This is a genomic window from Gilliamella sp. B3127 (assembly GCF_026536935.1).
GTDB classification, from domain to species: Bacteria; Pseudomonadota; Gammaproteobacteria; order Enterobacterales; family Orbaceae; genus Gilliamella; species Gilliamella apicola_E.
This window is the reverse complement of record NZ_JAFNNI010000001.1, coordinates 146,982-167,553: the sequence shown is the minus strand read 5'-3', so window position 1 is coordinate 167,553 and position 20,572 is coordinate 146,982. Positions and strand designations below refer to the sequence as shown.

18 protein-coding genes are annotated in these 20,572 nt (G+C 36.4%); 9 read left to right on the top strand and 9 right to left on the bottom strand.

The window, feature by feature from the left end; genetic code table 11:
- Positions 1 to 46: 46 nt before the first annotated feature.
- Positions 47 to 913 (bottom strand): succinate--CoA ligase subunit alpha, encoded by an 867-nt coding sequence (sucD, locus tag J3U00_RS00710; protein WP_267331216.1) that lies wholly within the window; start codon positions 911 to 913, stop codon positions 47 to 49.
- Positions 914 to 937: 24 nt separating this feature from the next.
- A complete protein-coding gene (sucC, locus tag J3U00_RS00705; RefSeq protein WP_065562250.1) occupies positions 938 to 2,104 on the bottom strand; it encodes an ADP-forming succinate--CoA ligase subunit beta in 1,167 nt (388 codons plus the stop codon).
- 173 nt (positions 2,105 to 2,277) lie between these two features.
- Here sucC and fldA point away from each other — a divergent pair, with 173 nt between their 5' ends.
- From fldA to cls, 5 genes are all read left to right on the top strand, one after another.
- Positions 2,278 to 2,790 (top strand): flavodoxin FldA, encoded by a 513-nt coding sequence (fldA, locus tag J3U00_RS00700; protein ID WP_065562251.1) that lies wholly within the window; start codon positions 2,278 to 2,280, stop codon positions 2,788 to 2,790.
- A gap of 77 nt (positions 2,791 to 2,867) precedes the next feature.
- On the top strand, positions 2,868 to 3,326 hold the full coding sequence (gene fur, locus J3U00_RS00695; RefSeq protein WP_065562252.1) for a ferric iron uptake transcriptional regulator: 459 nt from the start codon (positions 2,868 to 2,870) through the stop codon (positions 3,324 to 3,326).
- Positions 3,327 to 3,390: 64 nt separating this feature from the next.
- Entirely contained in the window at positions 3,391 to 3,933 is a 543-nt protein-coding gene (locus J3U00_RS00690) for an inner membrane-spanning protein YciB (RefSeq protein WP_065562253.1), read from the top strand.
- A 27-nt stretch (positions 3,934 to 3,960) separates the two neighbouring features.
- On the top strand, positions 3,961 to 4,413 hold the full coding sequence (gene yciA / locus J3U00_RS00685; RefSeq protein WP_065562254.1) for an acyl-CoA thioester hydrolase YciA: 453 nt from the start codon (positions 3,961 to 3,963) through the stop codon (positions 4,411 to 4,413).
- 5 nt (positions 4,414 to 4,418) lie between these two features.
- On the top strand, positions 4,419 to 5,882 hold the full coding sequence (cls, locus tag J3U00_RS00680) for a cardiolipin synthase (protein ID WP_267331215.1): 1,464 nt from the start codon (positions 4,419 to 4,421) through the stop codon (positions 5,880 to 5,882).
- Between the two features lie 49 nt (positions 5,883 to 5,931).
- Here cls and cpdA read toward each other — a convergent pair whose 3' ends face one another.
- Positions 5,932 to 6,762, bottom strand: coding sequence for a 3',5'-cyclic-AMP phosphodiesterase (cpdA, locus tag J3U00_RS00675; RefSeq protein WP_267331214.1), 831 nt, complete (start codon positions 6,760 to 6,762; stop codon positions 5,932 to 5,934).
- 162 nt (positions 6,763 to 6,924) lie between these two features.
- A complete protein-coding gene (gene nudF / locus J3U00_RS00670; protein ID WP_267331213.1) occupies positions 6,925 to 7,548 on the bottom strand; it encodes an ADP-ribose diphosphatase in 624 nt (207 codons plus the stop codon).
- Positions 7,549 to 7,686: 138 nt separating this feature from the next.
- On the opposite strand from nudF, the gene tolC reads away from it, so the two are divergent.
- Entirely contained in the window at positions 7,687 to 9,033 is a 1,347-nt protein-coding gene (gene tolC, locus J3U00_RS00665; RefSeq protein ID WP_267331212.1) for an outer membrane channel protein TolC, read from the top strand.
- 62 nt (positions 9,034 to 9,095) lie between these two features.
- Here the strand turns inward: tolC and J3U00_RS00660 are convergent, their stop codons facing one another.
- Positions 9,096 to 9,986: a LysR family transcriptional regulator gene (locus J3U00_RS00660; RefSeq protein WP_267331211.1), complete on the bottom strand. Its 891-nt coding sequence runs from the start codon at positions 9,984 to 9,986 to the stop codon at positions 9,096 to 9,098.
- Positions 9,987 to 10,201: 215 nt separating this feature from the next.
- Between J3U00_RS00660 and J3U00_RS00655 the strand changes: the two genes are divergently transcribed.
- Positions 10,202 to 11,017: an SDR family NAD(P)-dependent oxidoreductase gene (locus tag J3U00_RS00655; protein ID WP_267331210.1), complete on the top strand. Its 816-nt coding sequence runs from the start codon at positions 10,202 to 10,204 to the stop codon at positions 11,015 to 11,017.
- A gap of 145 nt (positions 11,018 to 11,162) precedes the next feature.
- Here J3U00_RS00655 and J3U00_RS00650 read toward each other — a convergent pair whose 3' ends face one another.
- Both J3U00_RS00650 and metG read right to left on the bottom strand, forming a co-directional pair.
- Positions 11,163 to 12,431: a hypothetical protein gene (locus J3U00_RS00650; protein WP_267331209.1), complete on the bottom strand. Its 1,269-nt coding sequence runs from the start codon at positions 12,429 to 12,431 to the stop codon at positions 11,163 to 11,165.
- Positions 12,432 to 13,407: 976 nt separating this feature from the next.
- Positions 13,408 to 15,429: a methionine--tRNA ligase gene (metG, locus tag J3U00_RS00645; RefSeq protein ID WP_220225077.1), complete on the bottom strand. Its 2,022-nt coding sequence runs from the start codon at positions 15,427 to 15,429 to the stop codon at positions 13,408 to 13,410.
- A 244-nt stretch (positions 15,430 to 15,673) separates the two neighbouring features.
- On the opposite strand from metG, the gene apbC reads away from it, so the two are divergent.
- Positions 15,674 to 16,741, top strand: coding sequence for an iron-sulfur cluster carrier protein ApbC (gene apbC, locus J3U00_RS00640; RefSeq protein WP_220225078.1), 1,068 nt, complete (start codon positions 15,674 to 15,676; stop codon positions 16,739 to 16,741).
- Between the two features lie 62 nt (positions 16,742 to 16,803).
- Here apbC and J3U00_RS00635 read toward each other — a convergent pair whose 3' ends face one another.
- Positions 16,804 to 17,157 (bottom strand): DMT family protein, encoded by a 354-nt coding sequence (locus J3U00_RS00635; RefSeq protein ID WP_267331208.1) that lies wholly within the window; start codon positions 17,155 to 17,157, stop codon positions 16,804 to 16,806.
- Between the two features lie 170 nt (positions 17,158 to 17,327).
- Here J3U00_RS00635 and J3U00_RS00630 point away from each other — a divergent pair, with 170 nt between their 5' ends.
- Positions 17,328 to 18,491: a sugar transporter gene (locus tag J3U00_RS00630; RefSeq protein ID WP_220225079.1), complete on the top strand. Its 1,164-nt coding sequence runs from the start codon at positions 17,328 to 17,330 to the stop codon at positions 18,489 to 18,491.
- A gap of 21 nt (positions 18,492 to 18,512) precedes the next feature.
- On the opposite strand, the gene J3U00_RS00625 is transcribed toward J3U00_RS00630, so the two are convergent.
- Entirely contained in the window at positions 18,513 to 20,411 is a 1,899-nt protein-coding gene (locus tag J3U00_RS00625; RefSeq protein WP_267331207.1) for an ABC transporter ATP-binding protein, read from the bottom strand.
- Positions 20,412 to 20,572: the final 161 nt, after the last annotated feature.

The window sequence follows — 20,572 nt, the reverse complement described above, 5'->3', positions numbered from 1 at the left end:
ACAAAATTTAATGAATAAAAATTGATTAATGTCAAAAAAATAAAACTTAAAAATGTGTTTTTATTGCTTCACCAATTTGAGCTAAGCTACTTACAACAGTAACACCTGCTGATTGCAGTGCTTTAGTTTTTTCTGCTACGGTACCTTTATTGCCAGAAATGATTGCACCTGCATGTCCCATACGTTTGCCGGCTGGGGCTGAAACACCAGCTATATAAGCAACCACAGGTTTAGTAACATTATGTTTAATATAGTTGGCGGCTTCTTCTTCTGCGCTACCACCAATTTCACCAATCATAACTATTGCTTCTGTTTTAGGATCTTGTTGGAGTAATTTTAATATTGAAATATAATCACTGCCGGGAATGGGATCACCACCGATTCCGACGCAAACGGATTGGCCTAATCCAATATCAGTTGTTTGTTTAACTGCTTCATAAGTTAGCGTACCTGAACGCGAAACAATCCCAACTTTACCAGCTAAATGAATATGTCCAGGCATGATACCAATTTTACACTCATCAGGAACAATAATTCCTGGGCAATTTGGACCAATCATAACAACATCATTTTGGGTTAATTTTTCTTTAACAATAAGCATATCCAAGGTTGGAATGCCTTCTGTAATACAGACGATTAATTTTATACCTGCATCAATGGCTTCTAAAATTGAATCTTTACCAAAAGCAGCGGGAACATAAATAACGGTTGCAGTTGCACCGGTTGCTTCAACTGCTTCTTTAACGGTATTAAAAACAGGTAAACCTAAATGTGTCGTACCACCTTTGCCTGGTGTTACGCCACCAACTAATTTAGTACCATAAGCCAGTGCTTGTTCAGAATGGAATGTACCTTGGCTGCCAGTAAATCCCTGACAAATAACTTTTGTATCTTTATTAATCAAAATTGACATAGTAATTATTCTCCACCCATTCTCTTATTGTGCAACACTGACGATCTGTTGGGCTGCATCGACTAAACTTTTTGCGGTAATAACATTTAATTTACTTTTAGCTAAAATATCTCTTGCTAGTTCTGCATTATTACCTTCAAGACGAACGACAACAGGGACAGTCAAACCTATTTCCTTAATTGCATCAATAATGCCATTAGCAATAAGATCGCAGCGAACAATACCACCAAAAATATTGACTAATATTGCTTTCACATTTTTATCAGAAAGTATCAATTTAAAGGCTTCGGCAACCCGTTCTTTTGTCGTGCCACCACCAACATCTAAAAAGTTTGCTGGCTCACCACCATAAAGTTTAATCATATCCATAGTTGCCATAGCAAGACCTGCGCCATTAACCATGCAACCAATATTGCCATCTAAAGATACATAGCTAATGCCTTGTTTAGCGGCTATCGACTCCCGTTCGTCTTCCTGTGTAGTATCTCTTAATACGACTAAATCAGGATGTCTAAACATAGCATTATCATCTAGCACAACTTTAGCATCTAGACAGATTAACTCTTGTGTATCGGTAATAACTAAAGGATTGACTTCTGCTAAAGAAACATCTTTTTCAATGAAAAGATTAGCAAAATTAACAAATAATTTAGCGAATTGATTGACTAATTTACCGGTTAAGCCAAGTTTAAAAGCTAACTCTCGTCCTTGATATCCGCATGGTCCTGTTAAAGGGTCGAGTGATATTTTATGAATTAAATGTGGCGATTGCTCAGCGACTTTTTCGATCTCAACACCACCTTCGGTAGATGCCATAATCACAATGCGTTTTGTACTACGATCAACAACCGCCCCTAAATAAAGCTCTTTCTCTATATTAGACGCTTTTTCAATTAAAATTTTATTAACTGGTTGCCCTTTAGACGTTGTTTGATAAGTCACTAAATATTGACCTAACCATTTTTCAGCAAACAATCTAATTTCATTAAAATCTTTAGTACAAATTACCCCACCTGACTTACCACGTCCACCTGCATGAACTTGGCACTTTGCTACCCAAGCATTAGATTGAGAAGAGAGCTCAGCCAATGTATCTTGTATTTCATCGATTGAATTACACACATAACCTTCTGGCACTGGCAAATTATATTGTTTAAATAGGTGTTTTGATTGATACTCATGCAGATTCATAAATAATTCCGAAACGTCGATTGCCATAAAATAGTGGCTAATTTTAATTCAAGTTGAAAAAATTGTGTAGTAAATAATTACTTATGTTTGGAGTTATTGAGAATTATTGCTGATAACTACCGACAGTGTTATACTCAAAATATGTATATTGTAAAAACAGTAAAGGTAAAAATATGGCACAAGTTGGAATTTTTTTTGGTAGTGACACAGGCAACACAGAAAATGTAGCTAAACAAATCCAACAAATTTTAGGTACAGACAAAGCAGATCTTTTTGATATTGCAAAAACAACAAAAGAACATATCGAAAAATATGACTTCTTATTTTTTGGTATCCCAACTTGGTATTACGGCGAATCTCAAGCGGATTGGGATGATTTTTTTCCTAACTTAGAAAACGTTGACTTTAATGGCAAAACAGTCGCAATATTTGGCTGTGGTGACCAAGAAGATTATGCTGAATATTTTTGTGATGCAATGGGAACAATTCGCGATATTATCGAACCTAAAGGCGCAAAAATTGTTGGTCATTGGTCTACTGAAGGTTACAGTTTTGAAGCATCTAAAAGCTTAGTTGATGACAACCACTTTGTAGGTTTAGCCATTGATGAAGATCGCCAACCAGAATTAACAGAAGAAAGAATTAATAATTGGGTAAACCAAGTAAAAACCGAAATGAATATTTGATCTATCAAAGTGATTTATTTTATTTTCCGTTCATATTTTATAATATGCCTAATTAATTAACTAAATTGGAATGTAATATGACAAATCATGATAAAGATAACAATGCAGCACTCAAAAGTGCGGGTTTAAAGGTTACGTTACCGCGATTAAAAATTTTAGAATTACTACGCGATCCTTCATGCCAACACATTACTGTGGAAGATCTTTATAAAAAACTACTTGATATGGGCGAAGAGATTGGTCTTGCTACTGTATATCGTGTATTAAATCAATTTGATGATGCGGGTATTGTAACACGCCACAATTTTGAAGGAGGAAGAGCCGTTTTTGAGCTTGCCTCACAAAAACATCATGACCACTTAATTTGTTTAGATTGTGGAGAAGTTTTTGAATTTCGAGACGAAATTATCAACAAACGTCAAAAAGAAATTGCAGAGCAATATGGCGTGGAACTCACCTTTCATAGCTTATATCTTTATGGTCATTGCAAATCAGGTAACTGTAAAACTCATCCAGAACTTCATACAAAAAAATAAGCCTATTTAATAGGCTTTTCACTTATTGAGAACACTTACTTTTATCTTTCAGGTTAATAATTAAATGAAGCAGCTATTAAATTTTATACCACTTATCGTCTTTTTTATATTTTTAACAATTTACGATATTTTTGTTGGCGTACAAGCCTTGATGGTTTCAGCAACCATCTCATTTTTAATTATTCTTGTTATGTATAAAAAAATTGATAAAGTCGAGCTCATCTCCTATCTGATGATAATGGTTTTTGGTGGTATAACACTTTATACACAAAATCAAGACATAATTAAGTGGAAAGTGACCATCATAAACTTCTTATTTGCGGCTGCATTATCTATTAGCCAGTTTGGTTTCAAAAAAAATCTACTACAAAAAATGTTAGGTAAAGAGATACATCTCGATATCGCTATTTGGAATAAACTCAACTTGATATGGATCGCTTTTTTTACGGCTTGCGGTTCATTTAGCCTAGTTGCAACCTATTATGCATCAAGTGATTTCTTCTGGATCTTCAAAGTATTTATTTTACCGATTGCATCATTAGTCATGTCATTGATATCGGGCATATACATCTATCGGCATATGAATAAAATGGCTGATAACGGATAAAGTAATATAAGTAGGAGTACTTTCAACATGACGCAAGACAACCCAAATGGACAACTCGTTTTACGCACTTTAGCCATGCCAGCAGACACCAACCCTCATGGCCATATATTTGGCGGGTGGATAATGTCACAAATGGATTTAGCCGGTGGCATTTTAGCTAAAGAAATTGCTAAAAGAAGAGTAGTAACAGTAAATGCAAGTAGTATCACCTTCTACAAACCAGCAATGGTTGGCGATGTTGTTTGTTGTTATGCACATTGTATAAAAACCGGTACAACATCCATTACAATTGGTATTGAAGTTTGGATAAAAAAAATAACAGATGCTGACAATGCAACACAACGCTTCTGCATTACTGACGCGACATTTACTTATGTTTCTGTAGATAAACATAATAATCCAAAACCTTTGCCTGAAATATTTCAAAATTTCGATTGTACTAAAGACCCAATTAGTAAACTAAACTTAAGTTATAGCTGATAATTATGCAATTTACATCATTTCATGCCTTAGTAAGTACATTAATATTTCTTGTTTACTGGTTGCTTATTGTGTCAACCACCTTACGTATTGTCTTCAAAAGACGACCAACCACTTACGTAATCGCATGGATGTTAGTAATATATATATTACCTATAATTGGTGTCATCCTCTATTTTGCACTAGGTGAAGCTCATCTTGGGCAACAAAGGGCCAAACGTGCACAAAAAATGCGCCCGACTATTACAAAATTTATTAACCGATTAAGTGCTTTTCCTGACATCTTTACCACCAAAGTCAGTCAGGTTAGCAAACCTATTTTTCAACTCTGTAAACATCAAACAGGTCTTGATGGGATCAGAGGCAACCACATTGAATTACTGAGCAATACCGATGCCATTTTTGACCAACTAATTCAAGACATAAATCAAGCCAAGTCAAATATCGAAATGGTCTTTTATATCTGGAACGAAGGTGGTAGAGCTGACGATGTTGAACAAGCGCTTATACAAGCCACACAACGAGGCGTCACCTGTCGCCTAATGATTGACTCAGCCGGTAGTCGACATTTTATTCGCTCCAAAGCCAGCCAAAGAATGCGAGACGCTGGCATAACCATCATCGAAGCATTACAAGTAAATCTATTAAGATTTATGTTTAGACGACTTGATTTACGACAACATCGAAAAGTCGCCATTATTGACAACTACATCTCATATACAGGTAGCATGAACATCGTAGATCCACGATTCTTCAAACAAAATAAACATGTTGGGGTGTGGGTTGATATCATGATCAGAATGTGTGGTCCAGTAACCACACTAATGGGTGCAATATACGCCAGTGACTGGGAGCTAGAAACAGGAAAATATTTAGCCCTACCTCAAATTACTGATTTCGCAGAGCCGCCAGAAGATAAAAAACATATTATGCAACTGATTGCTTCAGGTCCTGGTTATACTGAAAACATGATCCACCAGGTACTCTTAACCGCAATCTACTCAGCTCAAGAACAAATTATATTCACAACGCCATATTTAGTACCAAGTGATGATATTTTACACGCAGTATGTACAGCCGCTCAACGAGGTGTTGAAGTAATCATTATCGTCCCTAAAAAGAATGATTCGCTAATGGTTAAATGGGCAAGTCGAGCATTCTTTTCTGAATTATTAAACGGTGGGGTTAAGCTTTATCAATTTAACGATAATTTACTCCATACCAAAAGTGTATTAATCGACAACCAACTTAGTTTAGTTGGAACCGTTAACTTAGATATGCGAAGTTTATGGCTCAATTTTGAAATCACAACGGTAATTGATGATGCACAGTTTGCAAAATCACTATCTACACTGTTGGAACAATATTTATCACAATCAGATAAAGTGGATATTGAAAAATGGAAAAAACGACCAATCTGGCAACGGATTGTTGAACGACTATTTTACTTTTTTGCTCCATTGCTCTAAACAATCGTTGTAAAAATTAACGTTTGAGCAAACTTTGAAAAGATAAATATTAATACCCTTTTTGCGAAACATCAGGCAAAAACAGATTATCTGCAATACGGAAAACGCTAGATTCGATTGTTCCATCTTCATTAAGCGTAATTTCACGCCAGCCTGGAGCTTCATCATTAGATAATTGAAACTCATAACAATTTGGCTTGAATTGAAAACAAGTAGATGGTGTAGAAAACGCGTGGCAATTATGCCAAACATGATCTTGTTGTTGATGAATATGCCCCCAACCAAGACCTTTTATTGAAGGAAATTTTTTAACGATTTCCTCAAGTTCATTACTATTTTTTAAAATATGCTCATCTAACCAATGACAACCCGAATTAATAGGATGGTGATGCAAAAAGACCATCACATTTTTATCAGTATGAGCTAATAACGTCTTTTCAAGAAATTGCAACTCAGATTGAGGTAACAAACCACATGCCTGGCCAACAACTTGGCTATTTAAAAGCACAATCAACCAATTATCACCAAGCGATACCACTTTATTTTCAGCCAGTTGGTAATTCGAAAAAACTTCCTGCATATAACTAAAATTATCATGATTACCAGCCAACCAAACACATGGTGTATTAAACTGCTTAATCTGCTCGGCAAAGCGGGCATAGGATTTCTTCGAACCATCTTGCACAAAGTCACCTGTTGCAACGATCAAATCATACTTTCTATTACCGCGCTTAATTTCATTAATAACCGATAAAAAACTCGCATTTGACTTAATGCCTAATAAAGCACCATCCTCATCAGCAAACAGATGTGTATCAGTAATATGCAAAATATTTGCACAATGCTTATTCTGTATTTGAAGCGTTAAAAGTGACGCCAAAATCTACCTCAATAATTATATATATGAAATCATGCCAGCAATAGAATTGATATTGTGATCAACATCACAATTTTTTATTTTTAAATCATGATGTTATACTAAATTGTAAAATAAAATTTATTTTTAGGGAAGCAATAATTTCCTGAATTTAACAAAAATAGCTTATTTCCACTCATTTCTTAGTGTCAAATGATTAAGTTGTAACCATTGTAATGCAATAATTGATGCCGCATTATTAATTACGCCTTCTTCAACCCACTTATAAGCTTGCTCACGGCTGACTACATGAACCTTGATATCCTCGTTTTCTTCAGCTAAACCGTGCACACCTTTTGCGGTTGAAGCATCAACCTGACCAACCAAAACATGTAACTTCTCAGTTAAACCACCTGGTGATGCAAGATAACTAATAATTGGCTTACATTGCCCAACAACAATACCCGCCTCTTCCAAGGCCTCTCGTTTTGCTACTTCTTCAATCGACTCATTCTCATGATCCATCATCCCGGCAATCAACTCTAACATCCAAGGCGAATCTTCTGCCTCAATTGCAGCTATCCGAATTTGCTCAATAAGCACAACTTCATCACGCTTATCATCATATGCTAAAAGCACCACAGCATGGCCTCGCTCCAGAATTTCGCGACTCACCACCTCACTGACTGAACCATCAAATTTACGGTATTGAAAACGGTATTCCAATAACGAAAAAAAGCCCTTATATAAAATGCGTTTAGTTAAATTAAAAACATCTTTCTTGTTATAAAGCACAGGTTTAAATTTCATATCAAATTCTCAATTTTAAGCTAAATTTTAATAAAAAGTGCGAATCACGAATAAGTATACTTTCTATATGCTAATTATCTGTTAAAATTATGCAATTGAAAATATTATTCTATTTTATTGCTTTTAAAGAGAAGATTAATGAAAAAAACTTTAACCTTTTTAATTGGCTTAGTATTAAGCCAATCTGTGTTTGCTGAAAACTTAGTACAGGTTTATGAACAAGCGAAACAAACCAACCCAGATCTACGCAGTTCATTAGCTGAAAAAGATAAAGCTTACTCAGCAATTTCAGGTTCTCGTGCAAGCTTACTTCCGCAAGTTGGCCTTAGTGCTTCTTATGGTGTAGCACATGGACGTCGAGACGATAGCGGTGTTAAGTCTAAAAGCGGTAGCTTATACCAAGTTGGTGTATCACAAAGTATCTTTAATTTTTCTAATTGGAAAGCGTTAGATATCACCAAAAAACAAGCCACTATTGCGGATATCTCTTATCAATACCAAGGCCAAACATTAATTTTAAACACCTCGGTAGCCTATTTTAACGTATTAAAAGCCCTTGATGCATTAAGCTTTATCGATGCACAGAAAAAAGCAATTGGTCGTCAATTAGAACAAACTCGCCAACAACATCAAGTTGGGCTAGTTGCTATTACCGACGTACAAAATGCTCAAGCAAATTACGACTTAACTGTTGCACAACAAGTTAATGCATTAAATGATTTAAATAATGCGCTTGAAGCATTACGCCAAGTAAGTGGACGCTTCTATTCTCAACTTGCCAGCGTTGACACTAAAACCTTTAGAACTGAGCAACCAACTCAAATCAACACATTGTTAAAACAATCTGAAACCACTAATCTCAATTTATTAACAATGAAGTTAAACCAAGAGATTGCTCGCGACCAAATCAAAATGGCTCAATCCGGTTTTATGCCTACTGCTAGCTTAGAAGCATCAACCAACCTAAATAAAAGCGAGAGTTATGGTGATACCAATTACAAGCGTCATACTGCCGGTAAAAAATATGCAGGTGATAACAGAATTGGGGTTAGCGTTAGCTTACCACTATTCTCTGGTGGCGCAACAGTATCACAAGTACAACAAGCACAACACAGCTTCGTAAGCTCAAGTGAAAAACTTGAAAGTACTAATCGTAGTGTGATTAACCAAATCCGCTCATCTTACAACAACATCTCATCATCGATCAGTGCGATTAAAGCTTATCAACAAGCGGTTGTTTCAGCACAAAGCTCATTAGAAGCAACCTCTTCTGGATACCAAGTGGGAACACGTACTATCGTTGACGTACTTAACGCAACAACACAACTGTATAGCTCAAAACGAAATCTTTCTGATGCTAAATACAACTATTTAACAAGTTTATTACAGTTAAAATATGCAGTTGGAACCTTAACGGCAAGTGATCTAGATTACCTAAACAATATGTTAGGTAAAGAAGTAAGCACACTTGCAACAATAAAATAATTCAATAAAAATTAATAAAAAAGCGATCATCAGATCGCTTTTTTTATTTATCTAAATACTGATTAAGCCATCGCATTAATAATAAAATCGATAAAAATATTGAGTTTAGGCAACCGTTGCTTATCGGCGGTATACAACAAATGAACTTCCCTCGCCGGCGGTAAAAAATTTTGTAAAACGGGGATTAATTTATTTTGTTTAATTGACTCTCTCAACGTCGACTCAGGTAACATCGTAATACCTAATCCTTCAATAGCTGCCGCAGCCAGTGCTGCCGTATCATTACTTTGAAATGATCCTGTAATTGGAACATTAATCAATTCACCATTTATCTTAAACGGCCACAAATTATCTTTTTTATTTGAATTAACATATTGATAGATCAAACATTGATGCTTTTTCAAATCATCGGGTACCGCTGGCACACCATAACGAGCCAAATAACTTGGCGATGCAGCAAAAATAAGTTGCAAATCACTAAGCTTTCTCGCAATTAATCCCGAATCACTTAAAGAACCGATTCGAAACACCACATCAAAATCATCTTTAACTAAATCAACATAACGATCGTTTAACTGAATATCAATATTCACCTTCGGATAACATTTCATAAAATGGCTGATAACCGGAACCAAATTAAATTGACCATAACTCACCGGTGCACTAATTCTTAAACGACCTTTCGGCTCCTTACTATATGTTTGTGCTAATGTCTTAGTATTCTTAATCTCACTTAAAATAAATAGACATCGCTCATAATACTGCTTGCCAAACTCGGTCAAATTTTGCGATCGCGTCGTTCTATTTAACAACTTTAAGCCCAAATAATTTTCTAAAAACAAAATATACTTTGCGACCATTTGTGGAGAGGTATTTAAAGAGATTGAAGTTGCAGCAAACGATCCGGTCTTAACCGTTATCACAAAAGCTTCCATACACTTAACTAAATCCATATTATCAACCACCAGTTGTTAATAAATAAATTTTGACACTATTTATAGTCATTTTATATATAAATATAATACACATCCTTAATTAAAAAAAGAAAATACTCTAAACAAAAAATTGTTATCATATGTGCGAACTTTAATGTTCGCTAAACAATTTTAATGCGAGCGACTAAAATTGATTAATTAGAACATAGATACGGATATAAAAAGGATACAAAATGGAAATGGATATCGAAACAGAAATGGAAATTATTAACACTGAAAAAAGATATACAGTCATCACCGGAGCCAGCTCAGGCATAGGTTACGCAACAGCGATCGCTTTTGCAAAAAGAAACAAAGACCTTATTATAATAGCAAGAAGAATAGAAAATTTAGAATCATTAAAAAACCAAATAGAAACAATCAACCCCGACATAGAAGTCATTATTAAAGTTTGTGATCTCACCGATATACAATCCATCTACACATTATTTAATGAACTAAGAAATTACTTTATCGAAACGTGGATCAACAATGCTGGTTTTGGACATTATGGTAGTGTAAGTACACAAGAGTTAACTAAAATTGAGTCAATGCTCCACCTAAACATAGAAGCATTAACCATCCTATCAACCCTTTATGTACGTAAATACCATAATCACAGTAACACACAGCTGATTAACATCTCATCACGAGGTGGTTATACCATTGTACCTAACGCGGTAACCTATTGCGCCACCAAATTTTACGTCAGTGCCTTTACAGAAGGGCTTGCTCAAGAACTAATACAGACTAACGCAAAACTAAGAGCCAAAGTACTCGCCCCAGCGGCAACGCAAACTGAATTTGGCAAAAAAGCCAACAATGTCAGTGAATATAATTATGACAAAAGTTTTGCCAAATATCATTCTGCCGACCAAATGGCTGAATTCTTACTAGCGCTCTATGACAGTGATAAAACCGTTGGGGAAGTTGATACTAAAGATTTCTCATTCCAACTAAAAGACAGCCATTTTCCATATTCAGGCAACCCAGCAGAAAATCAAAAATAAAAAGTTGAATATGGAAGGAACAATAAAAGGATTTTGGGGTTCAAAAACCCCGTTCCTCAACTTTTTTCAATAAAACACATAAAAATAAACCCGCCTAGGCGGGTGATTCAAACGTAACTAAAGATTGAGGATGAACAAATAAATACTAAGGATAGACGCAAAGCCCATAGAATCTGTTGTCGGTGTAATGGTAAAAGACAACTCCGTCTCTAGGTTTCACAACTCTTACAATCTCTGAGCCTCGACTCCAATACCTATTGGAAAGAAATTCAGCTTTGTAATAGCCGTCCTCAAGAGCACCCCACTCGGTAAAAAAACCTGCACCTATGCGACGTTGATAATAATTACCTGATGATGGGAAGTTGGCTCCTCGCTCATACGTTGAATTAGTTAAATCGACTACTCTTGGCATACTATAACCTATACGATTACACCAAGATACAGTATGCGAATAATCGAATTGTGCTTGGCCTCGGTTGACGAACCACTGTTTTAACTTAAATCCATATTTAACGACCGAATTACCTTTTCTGTCACGACCAATTAACTCAAATGTCTGAGGGAGACTAGGTCGATAAATACGGCGTGGATTTTCAGACCAATGCTGGGAGGAATCGGTTACAACGGGCCCCTTTAATGTAACACGTACTCCTGTATTTGTAGAATTGCTCATAGTAGCAGTTATACCTTCACGAGAAACAGGTTGCCAATACAAAGCCTTACTATTTCCACTAATGGCTAAATCAAAGTATAAACCATCAGCCCCAGTTGTCGGAAAATTTAAATCATAAGATGACTGCTCGGTTGATTGAGTAAGAAAACCTCTCTTAGGGTTCCACATCGAAGATGGACCAGCATATGAACCTGAACCGTAGCTTAGATTCGGCTTAGCAAAAAGAATTACTGGTCGTTCCTTAGGATTAATATAATATGTCACATTACTAGCACTGAAATAACCGTTTTTAGGAACCCCATAACGAGTCATTAATTTACCATTGGTACTAGTTAATATAACTTTATAAGGTGCCCTAGCAATTTCTAGTACAGCATTACGTGATACGGCTTGGTTATTTTTATCAAGGATAGATAAGCTTAAAGTACCATCAACAAGAATGTCACCATCCCCATCATCATCTCTCCAATAATTATAAGGAGGACCGATAAGAGTATTCAATGCGACTGAATTAGTATCAGTAGGAACCAACATACTAATATCGGTGAAACTCTGACCAGTAACTGGCAACTCAATTGGATAGTTATATGATGAAGAATTAGTTGATGGTGTATATTTAGTTCCGTCAGATAACTTAATCCAAAGCAAAGCGTTGATGTTAACAGCACGATTACGACCACCATCGAAAGTCAAATACGGCGCACTACCCTGTATCGCATTCCTAGTTGTCTGTGATGTCAATGCAAGACTCGAAAAAGGAAGGAAAAAGGCCACGAAAAAAACAATCTGCTGGGATAATTTGGAAAAGGATCGAAAGCAGGATCCGAAAAAGGACCGCGGAAGCGAACGCGCGAAAATTCGCAGAATTTCACTTGATTGCGTGGAAAAATAAGTTTCAGTGAAAAATTTAAGTTGGGAGTTGAAGTTAGAAGAATTTAAAAGATAGGTTGGCCAGGTTGCCTGTTGCCTGTTGCCTGTTGAAAATTATAATGCATTTTGGACTACCTTTTCAAGTAATTTTTTGATTTATTTGTAATTTTATACTTTTATATCAAATTTTAGCCTTGTAGCTAAAACCGTGTAAAAAGTATAGTGATTGGAAAAACACGATGCAACACTTTTTTTCACTCATTTACGTTAACTTTTGTAAATAGGATCTAAAAAGGATCTAAATTATAATTGGTTATCTATTGTTTTAATTGAATATATTGCAATTACGAATCTTTAAAATTAGAGCAATTGATCCTCGGAAATTTTATTTTAGGGCTTCGGATTAGAAATTTAGTGATTTTGACCATTTAAAAGTTTTTAAGTGAAATTTAAAACCTCAAAAACCCCACTCCTCAACTTTTTTGATGGAAAAATAGAACTACTAAAAAGTGCCACAGTTAGAGCGGAATTATTTATTTGAGATAATATTTCAAAGCAGAATTTAGACCCCAAAAACCCCGCTCCTCAACTTTTTTTGATGGAAAAACACAGCTACTAAAAAGCGCCACAGTTAAAGCGGAATTATTTATTTGGGACAATATTTCAAAACAGAATTTAGAACCCCAAAAACCCCACTCCTCAACTTTTTTTGATATAAAACACCACAAAAGCCTTTTAAGTTGAGAGTTGGGTTGTTTATGCTGGGAGCCAATTTTACAATGCCAATATTATCCTAAATACATCTTAACAAGCATTTAACTTGTTAAGATGTCAATAATTTAGAGGATTACGAAATTCGCATACCCGGTTTTGCCCCGCTATCTGGTGATAATAGGTAAACACCTTCACTATCATCTTTACCGCTTGCACAAAGTACCATGCCTTCTGAGATACCAAAGCGCATTTTACGCGGCGCTAAGTTAGCGATCATTATGGTTAGTTTACCGACTAAAACCGCAGGATCAGGATAGAACTGTTTGATGCCGGAAAATACGTTGCGAGTTTCATCGCCAATATCCAGTGTTAACTGCAATAATTTATCCGACCCTTCAACCACCGTGGCGTTTTTAATTAACGCAACACGCATATCAACTTTGGCAAAGTCATCAAAATTGATAGTATCAGCAATAGGTTCTGCCACTTTTTCTTTGGCAGGTGTTGCTAAAACGCTTTTGGTTTCTTCAATCATAGCAGTAATTTTATCCATATCTATACGGTTAAACAGGGCTTTGAATTGGTTGATCGTGTGCCCAGTTAATGGTTTATCAATCGTGTCCCAGATTAATTGGCTGTTTAAAAACGCCTCACTGCGCTCCGCTAATGACGGCACGACTGGTTTTAAATAGGTCATTAAAATGCGGAATAGATGAATACCCATAGAACAAATATCTTGTAATGCTTGATCTTGTCCCTCTTGTTTAGCCACCACCCATGGCGCTTTTTCATCGATATAACGATTTGCTTCATCAGCCAATGCCATAATTTCACGAATTGCTTTACCGGATTCACGTTGTTCAAAATAATCAGCGATGACTTTTGATTTTTCAACGAATAAAGCATAAAGTTCCGGCTCTGCAAGATTGGCGGATAATTTACCACCAAAACGTTTACTGATAAAACCAGCCGAACGGGATGCAATATTCACCACTTTGTTAACTAAATCACTATTCACCCGTTGCACAAAATCTTCTAAATTTAAATCGATATCATCGATATGTGGCGAGAGTTTGGCTGCATAATAGTAACGCAAACAGTCAGGATCTAAATGTTTCAAATAGGTACTTGCTTGAATAAAGGTACCACGTGATTTTGACATCTTCGCCCCGTCGACAGTGACATAGCCATGCACAAAAATATTAGAAGGTTTACGATGTTCGCTACCGTCTAACATTGCCGGCCAAAACAGGCTATGGAAGTAGACAATATCTTTACCGATAAAATGGTAAAGTTCAGTGGTTGAATCTTTATTCCAAAACTGATCAAAAATCGGTTTGTTGTGTTTATTACAGTAATTGAGGAATGATCCCATATAACCGATTGGCGCATCTAACCAAACATAAAAATATTTGCCCGGTGCATCGGGAATTTCAAAACCAAAATATGGCGCATCGCGACTGATATCCCATGGTTGTAGGCCTGCTTCAAACCACTCTTGCATTTTGTTAGCCACTTGATCTTGCAATGTTCCTGATCGGATCCACGCTTGTAACATATCGGAAAACGCAGGCAAGTCAAAAAAGAAGTGCTCTGAATCTTTCATGATCGGCGTTGCACCCGATACCACTGATTGCGGATTAATTAAATCAATCGGATTATAAGTTGCACCACAAACTTCACAGTTATCGCCATATTGGTCTGGTGATTTACAGCGAGGGCAAGTCCCTTTAACAAAACGATCCGGTAAAAACATCTTTTTTTCGGGATCGAATAGTTGTGATATTACTTTGGTTTTAATATAGCCATTAGCCTTTAATCGTTTATAGATCTTTTCAGATATTTCCCGATTTTCAGGGCTATGGGTTGAGTGGTAATTATCGTAACTAATATTGAAACCGGCAAAATCACGTTGATGCTCAATTTTAACTTCATCTATCATCTGTTCCGGGGTGATGCCTAATTGCTGTGCTTTAAGCATAATTGGCGTACCATGAGCATCATCAGCGCAAATAAAATAGATCTCATTGCCACGCATACGTTGATAGCGTACCCATACATCTGCTTGAATATGTTCGAGCATATGACCTAAGTGAATTGCACCATTTGCATAAGGAAGCGCACAAGTTACTAATATTTTGCGTTGAGTTGTCATATCGAATTAATACCTTTTATTACATAATGGCGGAAATAGTACATCAATCGTGGGATTATCGCCAGATTTATGCCATAATTTGATAAAAATTCTTTATATACTTTGAGCGATATTGTGCAGGGAATGGTTATCATTCTATCAGAAAGAGTGATCACTCTTATCAAGTTAAAACAATATCGATAATCATATCTATTTGAAGCAATATGAGTATAAAACTTGTTGATAACAGTTAAGGCTAATAACCATGGAAGCAAAAAAAATTCTAGAGAATTTTACTCATCCCACTTTATCCAAAAATTTGATTGAGCTTGGCGCAATTACTCAATGTGAACAGGCTAACCAAGAACTGCTAATTAGCTTAGTGATGCCTTTTGCTTGGCAAACTGGCTTTGAAGACCTGAAAACAACAGTTACACCTCAGTTACTTAAGTTGGATGGGGTTGAAAAGGTTAATTGGAAGATTAACTATAATATTGCGACGTTAAAGCGGGCGAATAATAATCATCCTATCAATAATGTTAAAAATATTATTGCGGTAAGTTCGGGCAAAGGTGGAGTTGGTAAATCATCAACCGCGGTTAATTTAGCTTTAGCATTACAAAAGCAAGGGGCTAAAGTGGGGATTTTAGATGCGGATATTTATGGTCCTTCTATTCCTACCATGCTCGGCACCGAAAAAGAGCAACCAGTAACACCGGATAATAAACATATGTCACCAATTATGGCCTATGGTCTTGCGAGTAATTCTATTGGTTATTTGGTTGAGCCTGATAATGCTATGGTGTGGCGTGGACCAATGGCAAGTAAAGCATTGTGTCAGATTTTGGAAGATACGCTTTGGCCTGAACTTGATTATTTGATTATGGATATGCCACCTGGGACAGGAGATATTCAATTAACTCTAGCCCAAAATATTCCGGTTACTGCTGCTGTGATTGTGACGACGCCACAAGATATTGCTTTAATTGATGCCCAAAAAGGGATTGTGATGTTTAATAAGGTTAACATCCCTACCCTTGGTATTATCGAAAATATGAGTTATCACATCTGTGAAAATTGTGGGCATCACGAAGCGATTTTTGGTGAGGAGGGGGCTAAGCATTTGGCTGAAAAATATCATACTAAATTACTGGGTCAGATTCCTCTTCACCGTTTATTACGTCAAGATTTAGATTCCGGCAAGCCGACGGTTATTAGTCATCCTGATAGTGAGTTTACCCAGCTATATTGTCATATTGCCGCACAAGTTGCTAGTCAGCTTTATTGGCAAGGTGAAACCATTTTACCGGATATTTCATTTAAGGCGTTATAGTCGAAATGATATTGGTTGTTAGGCGTTAACAACCAATATCATCATGCGTGCGTAGATTGGTTTTATCCTAAAATTTTATCTTTAAACATAAAAAAAACTGCACCAAGTAGACATAGCCCCGCCCAGATGTAATCAGTTTTGAATGGTTCTTTTAATATGTAAATTGAAAAAGGAATAAATACAGATAGGCTAATCACTTCTTGAATAATTTTCAATTGCCCCGCACTGGCGACTTGAAAGCCGATACGGTTTGCAGGTACTTGTAGCAAATACTCAAATAATGCTATCCCCCAACTAACCAATACAGCCACAATCCAAGCTTGATTATGCAAAAAGCGTAAATGCCCATACCAAGCAAAAGTCATAAAAATATTACTACAGGTTAATAGACAAACTGTGATAAGAATTTGATTCATGATAGTTAATCGAAGAATGATTTAGGTGGTAATATTATAATCCATTTAAGCAGTACCGTGGTTAAATGATTTAATTTGATCTTATTATTTATTTGCTTTCTCTGTTTAATCGTAAAACATATTCAGCTATAATTACACTATTAAATATCAATCCCTTCTTAAAACTAATCATGAGAAAAGTTAACCACCGGTCTCGAATCTGGTCATCGATCTTTTGCCTTGCTTTTGCTGCATTTATATTTAATACAACAGAATTTGTACCGGTTGGGTTGCTACCCAATATTGCCGAAAGTTTTTCGATGGATGTTGCTCATGCTGGGTTGTTATTAACGATTTATGCTTGGGCTGTATCGTTGTTGTCTTTGCCGTTAACGGTTTTAACGTCAAGGATGGATCGCCGAAAACTTTTGATTTTTCTGTTTTGTTTGTTTATTGGTAGCCATATCCTTGCTGGCTTTGCTTGGAGTTTTTACAGTTTAATGTTTGCGAGGATTGGTATTGCCTGCGCTCATGCTGTGTTTTGGGCTATTACTACGCCTTTAGCGGTTCGGTTAGCGCCAAATGGTAAAAAAGCTAAAGCCATGGGCTTTATTGTGGTTGGTACTTCAATGGCAACTGTTTTAGGTATTCCAATTGGAACAATGATTGGGCAACTGGTTGGCTGGCGAGTAACTTTTTTATGTATCGGTTTTATTGCTTTTTGTGTCATGTTATCGTTGCTCTACTTGTTACCCTCTGTACCAAGTTTGAACAAGATTTTAGTCAAAGATATTCCTAAAGTTCTTAAACGCCCTGTATTGCTAAATATTTATTTGTTAACGGCAATTATGATTACTGGTCATTTTACGGCTTATACTTATATTACGCCGTTTATGATCAATGTTGGCGGTTTTGATGAGCACGTGATAGTTAACTTGTTATTAGCCGTTGGTTTTTCAGGGATGATTGGTAGCGTTATTTTTGCTAGGTATGCTGATGCTCACCCTATTGCGATATTTGTTGTTCCTGCACTACTATTAATAATCTGTCTATTATCGCTTTATGTTTGTTCGTTCAGCCTTATTACCGCAATATTACAAGGGATGGTCTGGGGGCTTTCGATTACCGTTATTAGTATGGTGATGCAAAGTAAAGTAATTGATGCTGCACCTGATGCTGCCGATATTGCAACTTCGGTTTATTCCGGTATTTATAATATCGGTATTGGTGGAGGCGCTTTTGTGGGTAGCCAAGTATTAGTCTATTTGTCTACCCATTACATTGGCTTTGTCGGTGCTATTTTTGTGATTTTGACACTTATACTTTTCTGCTTTATTTCAAGAAAGACTTGGTAAATTAGCGCTCATAGTGAGCGCTTATTGTGTTAATGCTTCTAATTGTTCCCAACGTTCGAACACGGCTTCAAGTTCCGCTTCTTTATCGGCTAAAGATTGTAATATTGGGCTGGTGACTTCATGTGGTTGATTGAAGAAGTCACTATGGCCAATTTGTGCTTGTAAATCAGCAATCGCTGTTTCAAGTTCTTCAATTTTATTGGGTAACTGTGCCAATTCTCGTTGTTCGTTATAGCTTAATTTTACCTTCTTTTTTTCCGTTTTTGCTGGGTCATTTTTAACCGATTCATGACTTTTGCTATTAGTAACTTGTGCACTCATTGATTGTGCTTGCTGTTGTAATGCGTCAGTGTAACCACCAGCATATATTCCAATTCGCCCTTGATCTTCAAAAAACCAACATTGAGTCACCACGTTATCAACAAATTGTCTGTCGTGGCTAACGAGTAAAACCGTTCCTTGATAATCATTAACCAATTCTTCTAATAACTCTAACGTTTCAATATCAAGATCATTGGTTGGTTCGTCAAGTACTAATAAGTTACTTGGTTTCAAAAAGAGTTTTGCGAGTAATAGACGGTTGCGCTCTCCACCAGATAGCGCTCGTACTGGTGTTCTAGCGCGTTTTGGCGGAAAGAGGAAATCTTGTAAATAGCTAAGCACATGTCTTAAACGACCATTTACCATCACTTCTTGCTTACCTTCTGCAAGGTTATCCATCACAGTTTTTTCGGGATCGAGTTCTAGTCGATACTGGTCAAAGTAAGCAACTTCGAGTTTGGTTCCACAGTGCACACTTCCTGATGTTGGTGCTAGGCTGCCTAACATTAGTTTTAATAATGTCGTTTTACCAATACCGTTCGGTCCAATTAAAGCGATCTTATCGCCTCGTAATACTTGCACGGAAAAGTCATTAACCAGTCGTTTATCTTCAATTTGATAAGTGACATTTTCCAGCTCGAATACAATTTTTCCTGAACGTAATGCTTCTTCGATTTGCATTTTAGCGCTACCCATAACTTGGCGACGCTGTGAGTATTCTTGCCTCATGGCTTTTAGTGCTCGAACGCGTCCTTCATTACGTGTTCGACGGGCCTTGATTCCTTGGCGGATCCAGACTTCTTCTTGTGCTAATTTTTTATCAAATTCCGCATTTTGTAGCTCTTCGACGCGTAATGCCTCTTCTTTACCAAGCAAATAACTATCATAATTGCCACCCCAAGAGGCGACTTTACCGCGATCCAAATCGATAATCCGAGTCGCCATCTGCCGAATAAAAGATCGGTCATGCGATATAAACACAATGCTACCATTAAAGCTTTTTAAGAACTCTTCGAGCCATTTAATGGTTTCGATATCTAAATGGTTGGTTGGCTCGTCTAGTAATAGAACTGAAGGTTGGCAAACGAGTGCTTTTGCCAACGCCGCTTTACGTAGCCAACCACCTGATAATGATGATAATAAGGCATCGCCATCTAACGATAGTGAAGAAATAACATTACGAATACGATTATCCAGTTGCCAACCGTTTTGGTGATCAAGCTGTTCTTGCATTTTAGCTAATTTAGATAGATTACTTTCACTTGGATCCGTTTCAACCGAATGTGATAATGCATAATAATCTTTCAATAATTGAGCTTGCTCTTTTAATCCTTCAGCTACAAAGTCAAAAACATTACCTTGAATATCTCGAGGCGGATCTTGTTGTAATCGAGAGACAACAACGTTACTTTCATAAACGATCTGCCCCTCATCCAATGGGATTTCTTTGTTAAGTACTTTTAGCAGTGTTGATTTACCTGCACCGTTACGACCAACAAGACAGACTCGTTCATTGATTTCAATCGACATATCAATATGGTCAAGTAGTGGTGCATCACTAAATGACAGATAAGCATTGGTAATATTTATTAATGACATATTTTTTATTTGGATATTAAATAATAAGGCGTTATTCTATCATAAAGTTGCAATTAGCAATCAATTATCAAAGATATATTACAGCTCTTAAATATGAGCATTCCTTTTCTCTTCTAAAAATAAATACTACTATACTTATTAATAAATTGAATAAATTAATA

Coding starts and splice junctions, on each gene's coding strand:
- J3U00_RS00655 (WP_267331210.1), top strand. CDS start 10,202: ATGGAAATGGATATCGAAACAGAAATGGAAATTATTAACACTGAAAAA.
- J3U00_RS00625 (WP_267331207.1), bottom strand. CDS start 20,411: ATGTCATTAATAAATATTACCAATGCTTATCTGTCATTTAGTGATGCA.
- sucD (WP_267331216.1), bottom strand. CDS start 913: ATGTCAATTTTGATTAATAAAGATACAAAAGTTATTTGTCAGGGATTT.
- J3U00_RS00635 (WP_267331208.1), bottom strand. CDS start 17,157: ATGAATCAAATTCTTATCACAGTTTGTCTATTAACCTGTAGTAATATT.
- fur (WP_065562252.1), top strand. CDS start 2,868: ATGACAAATCATGATAAAGATAACAATGCAGCACTCAAAAGTGCGGGT.
- apbC (WP_220225078.1), top strand. CDS start 15,674: ATGGAAGCAAAAAAAATTCTAGAGAATTTTACTCATCCCACTTTATCC.
- nudF (WP_267331213.1), bottom strand. CDS start 7,548: ATGAAATTTAAACCTGTGCTTTATAACAAGAAAGATGTTTTTAATTTA.
- fldA (WP_065562251.1), top strand. CDS start 2,278: ATGGCACAAGTTGGAATTTTTTTTGGTAGTGACACAGGCAACACAGAA.
- sucC (WP_065562250.1), bottom strand. CDS start 2,104: ATGAATCTGCATGAGTATCAATCAAAACACCTATTTAAACAATATAAT.
- J3U00_RS00660 (WP_267331211.1), bottom strand. CDS start 9,986: ATGGATTTAGTTAAGTGTATGGAAGCTTTTGTGATAACGGTTAAGACC.
- tolC (WP_267331212.1), top strand. CDS start 7,687: ATGAAAAAAACTTTAACCTTTTTAATTGGCTTAGTATTAAGCCAATCT.
- J3U00_RS00690 (WP_065562253.1), top strand. CDS start 3,391: ATGAAGCAGCTATTAAATTTTATACCACTTATCGTCTTTTTTATATTT.
- cls (WP_267331215.1), top strand. CDS start 4,419: ATGCAATTTACATCATTTCATGCCTTAGTAAGTACATTAATATTTCTT.
- metG (WP_220225077.1), bottom strand. CDS start 15,429: ATGACAACTCAACGCAAAATATTAGTAACTTGTGCGCTTCCTTATGCA.
- J3U00_RS00630 (WP_220225079.1), top strand. CDS start 17,328: ATGAGAAAAGTTAACCACCGGTCTCGAATCTGGTCATCGATCTTTTGC.
- yciA (WP_065562254.1), top strand. CDS start 3,961: ATGACGCAAGACAACCCAAATGGACAACTCGTTTTACGCACTTTAGCC.